Source organism: Pseudomonas sp. 32A (assembly GCF_052682255.1).
Genome location: NZ_JBQYLY010000001.1, coordinates 5,697,637 through 5,709,432 on the forward strand (window position 1 = coordinate 5,697,637; position 11,796 = coordinate 5,709,432).

An 11,796-nucleotide genomic window follows, 5' to 3' on the forward strand; every position below is an offset into this window, starting at 1 on the left:
CCGTACGTGATGCCTTGCATCGCGGTACTACGGACGCGCCTGTCGTTTGCGACGGGCGGGCCTGTCCTGTCGTGCCCGTGACCCAATCACGGCCCAGGATGGTCGTACCTGCCCGAAGGTTTCCTCGCCCAAGTTTGGCTGGCAATGAACAGGGAAGACTGACTATGCAAGCAATCAACAACATCAACCTCAACTCGCTGATCGACACACTGGTCAGCCTCACCGCGGCCTTTATCCTCGGCGGGCTGATCGGCTTCGAACGTCAGTACCGCCAGCGCACGGCGGGGTTGCGTACCAACGTGCTGGTGGCGGTGGGCGCGGCGATTTTCGTCGACATGGCCAACCGTCTGGGCGGCGCCGAAGGGGCGGTGCGGGTCGTGGCCTATGTGGTCTCGGGCATCGGTTTTCTCGGTGCCGGCGTGATCATGCGTGAAGAGGGCAACGTGCGCGGTTTGAATACTGCAGCCACCCTTTGGGCATCGGCGGCGGTGGGCGCCTGTGCCGGTGCCGACCTGATCCTCGAAGCGTTGCTGGGTACGCTGTTTGTGCTGGCGGCCAACACGTTGCTGCGGCCGATCGTCAATAACATCAACCGCCAGCCATTGGACGTGGTGTCGGCCGAGGTGACCAACATTCTCTATGTGGTGGCCCGTCGTACCCAGCAAAAAGCAGTACTCGCCTTGCTTGAAGCCGAACTTGCACGCTGCAACTACCCGGCCAGTGATGTGGACGTACGCCCCTTTGGTCCTGATGAGGTAGAAATCGAGGCGATGCTGGCCGTGACCTCGGTAGACGGTGATGAACTGGACGCCCTGGTGGCGCGCATTTCCACCTCGACCCTGGTGGTACAGGCGTTCTGGAGCCCGAGTACCACCGACTAGACGACCCCCGCTCCCCGGAACCCCACTGTTTACTATGCTTCTAGCGAGGAAAAGTCCTACACGCGGCTGGGACTATCCCTTCAGGTGACGCGTCATTCCATTGGTAAGGTTGCGCGCTTGCGACTAGCCAGGCACGCAGGTGCGGCCACCCATGGCGATGCGCTGTTCAAATGGAGGGACCCGACTGCTTCTTGTAGGAATGTTCAGAGCCGCTCGTCGGAACTGTCATTTCTCACAGGTAGATAGGTCCCGTGTGATGTGCAACGGTACTGAATCCTCCCAGGGGAGCCTTATGAGCAAAGCTTTAATAGTGGATGACCACCCATTTATCCGCGCAACCGTCCGGTACCTGTTGAAGCAGGAAGGCTTCGACACGATCTTCGAGGCCGGCAACGGTGCCGATGCGATGCAGATCGCCCGGGAAGAACGCCCCGAACTGATCATCCTCGACCTGGCGATGCCGAAGTTGGGTGGCCTGGAGGTGATCAGCCGTATCAAGGCACTGGGCTTGCCTTGCAAGATCCTGGTGCTGACGTCCTATCTGGCGGTGTTCTTTTCTACCCGCTGCATGCGTGCCGGCGCGATGGGCTTTGTGGCCAAGACCGGCGAGCTGGATGAACTGCAAAAAGCCATCAAGGCCGTGATGTCCAATTACAGCTGCTTTCCCAGCTTGCCCACCAGCTCGGTGCGCCGGGACGATTTGCAGTCCACCGAACAGGACTTGGTGGCAGAGCTTTCCGACCGTGAATTGACCGTGTTGCAGAAGTTGGCGCTGGGGCTTGGTAACAAGGAAATAGCCGAGGACATGTTGCTCAGCCACAAGACCATCAGTACCTACAAAACCCGTTTGAAGGAGAAGCTGCGCATGTCGTCGGTGGTGCATTTGTCCAAATTCGCCCAGCGCAACCATCTGATCTGAAATGACCAGGTTCCGGGCCTTGTGGCTCAGTGCGTGGGTGCTGCTGGGCGTGCTCTACACGCAAGCCCCGGCCCTTGGGGAGGCGCGCACCCTGTACCTGCTGGGGCACTCCATCCTCGAAACCCCGGCGGTGGGGTTGCCCGAGGCGGACTGGCGCTGGCTGCGGGAGCGCCGCCGTTTGTTGATGGGGATCTCGAGCCCCGATTACGCACCGTTTGAGTTGAGCAGCAACGATGAGCTCGAGGGGATTACGGCAGATTACGCCGCACTGATAGCCGACGCGCTGAACATCACGGTTGAAGTCCGTCGCTACGACAGTCGGGATGAGGTCATCACGGCACTCAAGCGCGGTGAGGTGGATTTTGTGGGGTCAGCCAACGGCTACGAGGCGGCAGACCCGCAACTGGTGCTGTCGCGCTCCTATGCCATGGATCAACCGACCCTGGTCACCCGCACGGGCGAGAGCCAGGCCCTGAGTGCCGACCTGGCCGGCAAGCGGGTGGCCATGTTCTATCACTACATGCAGCCTGAGGCGGTACAGGCGTTCTACCCTCATGCCCGGCTACAGCTTTTTCCTTCGACCTTCGAGGCCATCGGCGCTGTTGCATTCGGCCAGGCGGATGTTTACCTCGGCGATGCAATCAGCGCCCACTACCTGATCAACAGGAACCACCTGAACAACGTTCGAATGGCTGATTTCTCGTCACTTGAAGTCAATCCGTTTGCGTTTGCATTTTCTCGCAACAACACGCGCTTGCTGCCGATCATCAATGCGGCGCTCGCCGCGATACCGGTCAGTGAGCAGATGGAAATCCTGCGACGCTGGAGTGCCGGAAATCTTGGGTTCCTGGGGGCGGACCGGTTGCGCTTGAGTGCCAGTGAGCAGCGCTGGCTGGAGAAGAACCCCCGGATAAAGGTCGCGATCCTCGACAAGTTCCTGCCGGTTTCATTTATCAACAAGCAGGGCGCGTTCGAAGGATTGAGCGCCGAGGTGCTGGCCCGTATCAGCTTGCGCACCGGGTTGAAATTTGACGTGGTCCCGGGCACCTCGATGCCCCAGCAAATTGACAAGGTCAGCACCGGCGGTGCGGACCTGATCGCGGTGGTCACGCCCAGCGTTGAGCGCACGGACAAGGTGCGTATTACCCGGCCTTACCTGACCAATCCGTTTGTGCTGGTCAGTCGCATGGATGACCGCAGCCCCCTCACCCTGGAAGACATGGCCGGCAAGCGCCTGGCACTGATCGGCGGCAATAGCCTGCAAGAGTGGATTGCCCAGGCCTATCCCACCATCAAGTTTGTGGACGTCGACAACCCCGAGCACGGCATGGCGCTGGTGGCCAGCGGCGGCGCCGATGCGGCCGTCAATACGTTGATCAGTGCGCGCTACATGATTGCCCGCGATTACCGTGACCGCTTGCGGGTCACCAGCACGGTCGGGTCCGAGCCGGCTCGCATAGCCTTTGGGGTCAACCGCAGCCAACTGGAGTTGTATTCGATCCTCGACAAGGCATTGCTGAGTATCACGCCCCAGGAGATGGATGAATTGGCCGGCCACTGGCGTAGTGAGGTATTGGTTGAAGACAGCTACTGGGCGCGGCACCGCACCGTCATCATTCAAGGCTTCAGCCTGGCGGCGCTGCTGCTGCTGATCACCCTCGGCTGGGCGATTTACCTGCGCAGCCTGATACGCAAACGGGTGCAGGCCGAGCGTGCCCTGAGCGACCAGATGCGTTTTATGAGTGCGCTGATCGACGGCACGCCCCATCCGATTTACGTGCGTGATCGCCTGGGCCGGCTGATGGCGTGCAACAGCGCCTACCTTGATGTGTTTGGTTTCAAGCTGGAGGAGGTGGTCGGCAAGACCGTGGTCGAGACTGACACGGGCAACCGTCCCCAGGCCCAGTCTTTCCATGAAGACTACCTGCGCTTGATGGAGCGGGGCGAGCCGCAGATCCATGACCGGGTACTCAAAGTGCCGGATGGCTCGGTGCTGACGATCTACCACTGGATGCTGCCGTACCGCGACGGTGATGAGCGGGTAGTGGGCATGATCGCCGGCTGGGTGGACGTCAGTGAAAGGCAGCACCTGCTCGGCCAGCTGCGGGAGGCCAAGGAGGATGCCGACGCCGCCAATCGCGCCAAGACCACCTTCCTCGCGACCATGAGCCATGAGATACGCACCCCTATGAACGCCGTGATTGGCATGATCGAATTGGCCTTGAAAGCCGCCGAACAGGACCGGGCCGACCGCGATGCGTTGGAGGTGGCCGCCGATGCGTCGCGAGGCATGCTGGAGTTGATCGGCGATATCCTGGACATCGCACGCATTGAGTCGGGTCACCTGTCCCTGGCGTTGCAGCCGTCTAACCTGCACGCGTTGCTGGCGTCCGTGGCGCGGGTCTTCGATGGACTGGCGCGGGCCAAGGGCCTGGTATTGAACGTGGAGCTCGACCCGCTGATTGATCGATGGGTGCTGGTGGACCCGATGCGTTTCAAGCAGGTGGTGTCGAACCTGCTGAGCAATGCGATCAAGTTCACGCCCCATGGCCAGGTAAGGCTTGGCGCGTCCGGCTCGTCGGCGATTGCCAACGGGTACCTGAACCTCAGGCTGTGGGTGGAAGACACCGGCATCGGCATCAGTGTCGAAGACCAGAAACGCCTGTTCAACCCGTTTATCCAGGGCTCGAACACCGAACAATCGGCGCGCAGCGGTTCGGGTCTGGGCCTGGTCATCAGCCGCAACCTCTGCGAGATGATGGGTGGGCAACTGCAATTGAGCAGCTTGTTGGGGCAGGGCACCCGGGTGGACGTCACCCTGGCGTTGGCCGTCGCCGACGCCACCCGCGTGCCGGCCGTCTCCGTTGCCCTGGAAGCTTCGCCGGCCCACGCATTGAGCATTCTGGTGGTGGATGACTACCCGGCCAACCGGCTGCTGCTGGCCCGGCAATTGAGCTTTCTGGGGCACCGAATCACCACCGCCGAAGATGGCGTCCAGGGGCTTGAGCTGTGGTTGTCCGGACGTTTTGATGGGGTGATTACCGACTGCAATATGCCATTTAAGGACGGTTACGAGCTGGCGCGGGATATCCGCACCCTGGAGCGTGAACGCGGCCTGGCGCCTTGCCTGTTGCTGGGGTTCACCGCCAACGCCCAGCCCGAGGAAGCCGAACGCTGCCGACAGGCGGGAATGGATGGCTGCCTGTTCAAGCCCACCGGGCTTGAGGACCTGCATGCGGCCCTGATGTCGCGCACAGCCACGCCCTCGGTGGCCCCGGTCAGCGTGGACGAGTTGTCGCCAGACTTTGATTTGCGCGACCTGGAGAAGCTGACCGGAGGGGATGTCGACGCAGTAAAAGAACTGCTGGTGCCATTGCTCGACAGCCTTGAGGCTGACCATGGGCAGTTGGTGGCCCTGCAACACAAGGCCGACTTTGCCGGCCTGCATGACCTGGCCCATCGAACCAAAGGCGGCGCGCGCATGGTCAAGGCCCAGGCATTGATGGAGTGCTGCGAAGTATTGGAAAACGTCTGTGAACGGCAAGCGCGTAACGAGTTGGCCAGTGCTATCGACGGTATGGATGAAGCGCTCGCTCACCTGCATCACGGGTTGTCGGTTTATTGCAATCAGACTTGACTGGCGAGGGCTGTCATTCGAGCTGTTTGGGACAACTCCTACATGAAGGCGGAACAAGCCTTATTTAGTCTTCGGAATATGTCTGGAAAATAGGCCGCCCAGTCCCTCACGAGCGCTCCTTGCTCAGGTGATCGCCATGCCAAACAAAGCACTGACCCTCCTGATCGCCGATGAACAGCACCTGCAACGGCTGTACATCGAAAAAATGCTCAACCAATTGGGCTACTACCGCATCGTCCCGGTGCAGACCTTCGAAGAAGTGCTGATCCTCACGGCCATCCCGACCGCGCCGTTCGACGTGCTGATCATCAATGCCGGGTTGGCGGCCAGCGAGGGCGGGGTACTGGCCTACCAGGAACAGCATCCGCAGATTCGCCATGTGCTGGTCTACGACATCCGCGACCTGGGCACGCCGGCCGCCACACCGACACTGTTGATGCGCCTGCCGGGTGCGCCGGACAGCATCAACCTCGAACACTTCATGGACATCATCGACCCACCGCCAGTCACCAGTGGGCTGCGGGTGTTGCCGTGGCTGCGGGAATTATCCCGCAGCCCTGTGGCTTAGTCCCAGTTCGGCGCGATGCCCTTGGGGCTGGTCAGCCGATGACCACGCTCCAGGCCGGCGATCTGCGCCATCTCGGCGTCGCTCAAGGTCAGCTCCAGCGCCTTGAGGTTGCTGGCCAGATTGGCGCGCTTGGTCGACGAAGGGATCACCGCATAGCCCAGCTGCATGGCCCAGGCCAGGGTCACTTGCGCCGGGGTTGCCTGATGCCGTTCGGCGATCTGCTGGATTACCGGGTCCTTCAGCACTTCACCGTAGGCCAGGGTCATGTACGAAGTGACTTGGATGCCATGGGCCTTGGCAAAATCCGCCACGGTACGGTTTTGCAGGTACGGGTGCAGCTCCACCTGGTTGGTCGCGATGTGCTCGGCACCGACGGCGGCAATTGCCTGCTTCATCAGGTCGACGGTGAAGTTGGAGATGCCGAGCTGGCGGGTCAGGCCCTGACGCTTGGCTTCCAGCAACTGGCCCATGAACTCGGCGACCGACACCTGGTCTTCCGGCGATGGCCAGTGGATCAGGGTCAGGTCCAGGTAATCGGTCTGGAGCTTGCGCAGGCTCTCCTTGAGGCTGGGAATCAGCTGGCCTTCGGCGAAGTTGGCGATCCAGATCTTGCTGGTGATAAACAGCTCGTCCCGCGGGATGCCGCTGTCGGCGATGGCCTGGCCGACGTCGGCTTCGTTTTCATAGATTTGCGCAGTGTCGATGACGCGGTAGCCCAGCTCCAGGCCGGTGCTGACAGAGTCGATGACGACCTGGCCTTGCAGGCGGAACGTACCGAGGCCGAATGCGGGAATAGACATGAGTAACTCCTGAAGTGATGTGAACAATGGAGTCGAGTATCGGCTCCTCGTTCCTTCAGAAAAACCGCTGAATCCGAAAAGGACTCTTTACCAAAAGTCATGAGTGGTGAAGAGTAAAAGCCATCGCAGGCAAGCCAGCTCCCACAGAAGACTGTGCTTATTCAGCCAGTTTTTTGAATTGCCTCGCCAGGTCCAGGGCCACCCGCCCGCTGCTTGCCGTGGGCACCAAATGGGTAAACGGAATATCGATCATCCGGTTCTCCCGCACCGCCCGCAAACGCGACAGCACCGGGTCGGTGGTCAGCAACTGACGTTTGCGGCTGGCCGGTGACCACAGCGCATCCGCCAGCAAGATCACATCCGGGTCACTCATCAGCAGGGTTTCGCTGCTCACGGTGACGCGGTATTGGTTGATCCCGGCGAATAAATTGCGCGCACCAGCAGCCGCCACCAACGTGGTGACGAACCCACGCCGGCCTTCGCTGTCCAGTCCGTTGACCTCACTGTCCAGGTAGAACACCGACAGCGGTTTACCTTCGCCCGCCAGGGCCTGTGCACTGGCGAGGTGGGCGTCCATGGCATCGCTCAACGCCCGCGCCCGTTGCTGTTTGTGCACCAGGGCGCCGAGGGTAAACAGGTCGTTGCGAATATGCCCGAAGTAATCCAGTGAATGACCGTCGCACGCCGACTCCAGCAAATACGACCCAACCCCGTTGCCTGCCAACCCTGTGCGGGAAGTAACGCCAGTGCCAAAGGCAGTGGCGAATCCACCGACCACCAGATCCGGTTTCTGCGCATAGAGCACTTCGCTGGACGGGTACTTGGGCGCAATCACCGGCACGCCGAAATACTCGCCGTGTCGGTGGGCCACACCGTTGTCATCCAGATACGCCACGCCCACCAATGCCGGACCGACATCCAGCGCCAATAACAGGTCGGCCGCATGCTGGTTGAGGGCCACGATGCGCGAGGGCGGTGAGTGGGTGGCCGTCCAGTCCTGGTTGCAGTTGCGATAACGGTCCGCCAAGGCCAACGATGGGCAGAGCAGGGCGCCCAACAGTAACCACGACGCTTTCATGAGCGCTCCTTGATCAGCAGATCCTCGACGACTTCGCCGCCCACCAGGTGCACTTCCACCAGCCGTTGCACGTCTGCGTTGCTGTGCACGCCGTACCAGCACGTGTCCGGGTACACCGTCACAATCGGGCCCAGGTTGCACGGGAACTGGCAGTGGGTGCGGGTCAACAGCACGCCGCCAGGTTTTTCGATGCGGTCGTGTGCCAGCAGGTGGCGGCGCAGGGTTTTCCATAATTGCAGCGCGCCACGCTGGGTGCAGCGCGGGCCGGTGCACAGGAACACGTGACGGGCGTGGTCAGGCACATGGGACCAGTCCGGATGAGTTTCCACGGGCGTACTCATCAGAAGCGATACGTGTAGCGTACTTCGGAGGTGAACGGCCGCCCGAGGTTGTCGACGTTGCTGGCGCGGCTGGTGACGTAATCGCGGTCGAACAGGTTCTCTACCAGCAGGCTCAGGCGGTGTTGGTGGGCGTTGTCGAGGTAGCGATAGGCGTCGGCGTCGACCACGGTGTAGTTGCCGTACTCGACCTTTTTCGAGCTGACAATATCGCCGATGTAACGCACGGCAGTACCGACGCCCCACAGGCGGTCCACCGATTCATAGCCGACCCGCGAGCGGGCGAAGAAGCCGGGAATATCATTGAGGGTGACACCCGCGCGGGACTCGGTGAGGTTGCGGGTCATGTCGGCCTGCACGCTCCATTGCTCGTTAAGTTGCAGCTTGGCGTCGGCCTCGAAACCGCGCATCTGGATCTGCCCCTGGCCGTTGACCCACTGGATATCGTCCAGGGTGATCAGGTCGGTGATCTTGCGCTTGAACAGCGTCACGCTGGCGCTGAAGTCCCGCGCCAGCAGGCTACCTTTGTAGTCGATGCCCAGCTCGGCGTTGCGGCTCTTCTCCGGCTTGAGGTTGCGGTTGCCTTTCTCATCGTCTTCGTTGACGAACAGTTGCTCGGCATTCGGCAGTTTGTAGGCGGTGCCGTATTGGCCGCGCAGGGCCCAGTTGTCGTTGAGGTCGTAGAGCGAAGTAAGCATGCCGACCGTGGCGCTGTCGCCGCCGCTCATGGCTTCGTGGCGTACACCGATGCTCGGGTGCCAGTTCGGCAACGCCTCGATAGTCGGGCGCAGTTGGGTGTACAGCGCGTGGGCCTGGGCCTTGTTGTCGTCGATGATCAATACATCGTCCTGGCCCTTGAACCACTGGTTGTCGGAACCGAATACCAGCACATGCTCACCGGGCAACACGGCCTTGCCTTCGGCCTGCACGCCCCAGTCGGTGAAGCCCCAGTAATCGTTGTGGTTGATGACCTTGGTGCCGCCGCCTTCGACATTGTTGAGACGGGTGTAGCGCGTGTCCCAATCGTTGATATGCCCTTTGACGAAGTAGCTCAGGCGCTCGTTGATGGTTTGCTCGAAGGTCGCCGTAGCGATCTGTTGCACGCGGTCGTTGGTGGTCTTGTGGTTGTCCACCGGGCGGGCGAAATCCAGGTTGGCGTCGGCGTATTGGTAAAACAGTTCCAGGCGCGTGTCATCGCCAAACGACTGGATCGCCTTGGTGCCGAAGGTGGTGACTTCGTAGGAGCGCTTCTTGTCGGTGACATTTTTCATGTCGCGGTTGCGAAACGGCTGGTAGCCCTCGGAGGCGTTGCGGCTGACGTAGGCCAGCAAGCCGAGGTCGCCAAATCCGTTATTGAAAATCTTCTCGACCCGAGCATCGCCGGTGGTGCCGCCGAAGGTGTCGGCACCCAGGTTCACCTCGCCGGACGCCTCGCGGGTTTGCGGGCTGCGGGTGACGATGTTGATCACCCCAGACACCGCCTGGGTGCCGAACAGCAGGCTCTGGCCACCCTTGAGCACTTCGATGCGCTCGATGGCGTTGGCGGGCAGGGTGTCCAGGTACAGGCCGCCGTACAGGCGGTTGTTCAGGCGCACGCCGTCCAGCAGGATCAGCGTGTCGTCGTTGCGCCCACCCAGCAGGGAATAAGTGCCGTAGTCGAACGGGCCATTCTTGGGTGCCACGTACAGGCCGGGGATGAACATCTGCATCACGCGCGACACATCGGCGGCGGGGCCGGCGCGTTCAATCTGTTCGCGGGTGACGATCTCAACCTTGCTGCCGTACTGGGCCATATCGGCCACGGTGGTGGACTCCACCGACGGTGCGGAAACGTTGAGTTGCTTGAGTTCCAGGGTGTTGTCGTCGGCCAGCAGCAGGGGGCTGAACAGGCAGCCGAACAACAGGCCGGGCACAGGGGTCTTGAAAGGTCGAATCATAGTCTTCTCGGAAAAGTATCTTTCGCGAAAAGCACGCACGAGTAGGCACCGAGCACACGCCAATACCGGCCCATGCCCGCCCACCGCAGGATTTTGCCAAACAGAATTCCAGGCCGGTCTCCGGGCTCACGCGTATGGACACCTTCACCTTCCCATGGCGCGCAGGCCACAGTGGTGTGTCGAAGGGGTCACGCGTCTACCGTTGCGGGGGCAGCACCGGACTGGCTCGAAAAAGAGCGGCACCGGTTTCCCGTTTCACCCCAAGCACGGCGGCAGGGGGCACCTGAAACAGGCCGGCATCTGAACATTCGAAAGACCGTTCGTCAACTTGGCGGGGACTTTTCCGGTGGCTGTATGGGAAGCGACTGACGGATATTGCCAGAAAATTCCCACAGGAGTACAAATGTACTCCATGACGAATCTAACGCCCCGCCGTACCGCCATCCTGACCTTTATCCGCGACCGTATCGCGCAGCAAGGCCAGTCTCCCAGCCTCGCCGAGATCGCCGAGGCGTTCGGCTTTGCCTCCCGCAGCGTGGCGCGCAAGCATGTGCTGGCGCTGACCGAGGGCGGCTTTATCGAGGTCAACCCCAACCAGGCGCGCGGCATTCGCCTGCTCAATCAACCGGCGCGGCCGGAGGTGCTGGACATCCCGGTACTCGGCCGGGTAGCCGCCGGCTTGCCCATCGGCGCTGACGCTGAGGTGCACAACCGCCTCTTACTCGACCCGGGCATGTTCGCGAAAACCCCGGATTACCTGCTGCGGGTGCAGGGCGATTCGATGATCGAAGACGGCATCCTCGATGGCGACCTGGTGGGCGTACGTCGCAGTGCCGAGGCCTTGAACGGGCAGATCGTGGTGGCGCGCCTGGACGGTGAAGTCACCATCAAGCGCTTCGAACACGTCGGCGAGCGCGTGCGCCTGCTGCCGCGCAACCCCGCTTATCAACCCATCGTGGTGCGGCCCGATCAGGACCTGGCCATCGAAGGGGTGTTCTGCGGTTTGGTGAGGCAAGGCTGATGGGCGCCGTCGTTGCACTGGACTCGCTGTTCAATGGCGGCCGGGTCTGGAAAGGCCGGCCCGCCGCGCCGCCGGCCAGCGTCCATCCCACCGGGCTTGCGGCCTTGGATGCGGTGCTGCCCAGCGGTGGCTGGCCGGAAGCGGCGTTGAGCGAAATCCTGATGGCGAAGGAGGGCGTGGGCGAGTTGCAATTGGTGTGGCCGACCCTGGCGCGGATGTCGGCGGCCGGCGAGCGTATCGTGCTGGTGGCGCCGCCTTACACGCCGTACCCCCACGCCTGGCAAAACGCCGGGGTGGATGTGCGCCAGCTTTCCGTGATCCAGGCCGATGAACGTGATGCCCTGTGGGCCGTGGAGCAATGCCTGCGTTCCGGCAGTTGTGGCGCGGTGCTGTGCTGGCCGCGCAAGGCCGATGACCGGGCCTTGCGCCGCTTGCAGGTGGCGGCGGAAACCGGCCAGACCCTGGCCTTTGCCTGGCGCTCCTTGAACGAGGCTATTAACCCGTCACCGGCCGCGTTGCGCCTGGCGGTGGAGGCGAGCCCTGCGCAAGTGCGGGTGCTCAAGTGCCGGGGCGGCCTGGCCCATCCCGCGCCCATTGCGCTTGGGCACTGAGGTTGG

Annotated in this window: 10 protein-coding genes and 1 riboswitch; of the genes, 6 read left to right on the top strand and 4 right to left on the bottom strand. The window is 61.9% G+C overall.

What is annotated here, in order from left to right:
• The first annotated feature begins 164 nt into the window (after window positions 1-164).
• The 4 genes from ACUN0G_RS26175 (at window position 165) to ACUN0G_RS26190 (ending at window position 6,005) form a co-directional block, all read left to right on the top strand.
• Entirely contained in the window at window positions 165-881 is a 717-nt protein-coding gene (locus ACUN0G_RS26175; RefSeq protein ID WP_445574697.1) for an MgtC/SapB family protein, read from the top strand.
• A 292-nt stretch (window positions 882-1,173) separates the two neighbouring features.
• Window positions 1,174-1,800 carry a response regulator transcription factor gene (locus ACUN0G_RS26180; RefSeq protein ID WP_003211560.1) on the top strand — a complete coding sequence of 209 codons (627 nt, stop codon included), beginning with the start codon at window positions 1,174-1,176 and terminating at the stop codon, window positions 1,798-1,800.
• Window position 1,801: 1 nt separating this feature from the next.
• Entirely contained in the window at window positions 1,802-5,437 is a 3,636-nt protein-coding gene (locus ACUN0G_RS26185) for a transporter substrate-binding domain-containing protein (protein ID WP_445574698.1), read from the top strand.
• A gap of 136 nt (window positions 5,438-5,573) precedes the next feature.
• Window positions 5,574-6,005 carry a chemotaxis protein CheY gene (locus ACUN0G_RS26190; protein WP_445574699.1) on the top strand — a complete coding sequence of 144 codons (432 nt, stop codon included), beginning with the start codon at window positions 5,574-5,576 and terminating at the stop codon, window positions 6,003-6,005.
• Here ACUN0G_RS26190 and dkgB read toward each other — a convergent pair.
• The 4 genes from dkgB to ACUN0G_RS26210 form a co-directional block, all read right to left on the bottom strand.
• On the bottom strand, window positions 6,002-6,805 hold the full coding sequence (gene dkgB / locus ACUN0G_RS26195) for a 2,5-didehydrogluconate reductase DkgB (RefSeq protein ID WP_445574700.1): 804 nt from the start codon (window positions 6,803-6,805) through the stop codon (window positions 6,002-6,004). The genes ACUN0G_RS26190 and dkgB overlap by 4 nt on opposite strands.
• A gap of 157 nt (window positions 6,806-6,962) precedes the next feature.
• Window positions 6,963-7,883: an ABC transporter substrate-binding protein gene (locus tag ACUN0G_RS26200; RefSeq protein ID WP_445574701.1), complete on the bottom strand. Its 921-nt coding sequence runs from the start codon at window positions 7,881-7,883 to the stop codon at window positions 6,963-6,965.
• Window positions 7,880-8,212 (bottom strand): (2Fe-2S) ferredoxin domain-containing protein, encoded by a 333-nt coding sequence (locus ACUN0G_RS26205; RefSeq protein ID WP_177067350.1) that lies wholly within the window; start codon window positions 8,210-8,212, stop codon window positions 7,880-7,882. The genes ACUN0G_RS26200 and ACUN0G_RS26205 overlap by 4 nt, the downstream gene beginning before the upstream one ends.
• Before the next feature lie 11 nt (window positions 8,213-8,223).
• Window positions 8,224-10,158 (bottom strand): TonB-dependent receptor plug domain-containing protein, encoded by a 1,935-nt coding sequence (locus ACUN0G_RS26210; RefSeq protein ID WP_445574702.1) that lies wholly within the window; start codon window positions 10,156-10,158, stop codon window positions 8,224-8,226.
• 94 nt (window positions 10,159-10,252) lie between these two features.
• Window positions 10,253-10,460: riboswitch (cobalamin riboswitch) on the bottom strand.
• Between the two features lie 101 nt (window positions 10,461-10,561).
• On the opposite strand from ACUN0G_RS26210, the gene lexA reads away from it, so the two are divergent.
• Window positions 10,562-11,179 carry a transcriptional repressor LexA gene (lexA, locus tag ACUN0G_RS26215; protein ID WP_445574703.1) on the top strand — a complete coding sequence of 206 codons (618 nt, stop codon included), beginning with the start codon at window positions 10,562-10,564 and terminating at the stop codon, window positions 11,177-11,179.
• On the top strand, window positions 11,179-11,790 hold the full coding sequence (gene imuA / locus ACUN0G_RS26220; protein ID WP_445574704.1) for a translesion DNA synthesis-associated protein ImuA: 612 nt from the start codon (window positions 11,179-11,181) through the stop codon (window positions 11,788-11,790). The genes lexA and imuA overlap by 1 nt, the downstream gene beginning before the upstream one ends.
• Window positions 11,791-11,796 lie beyond the last annotated feature (6 nt).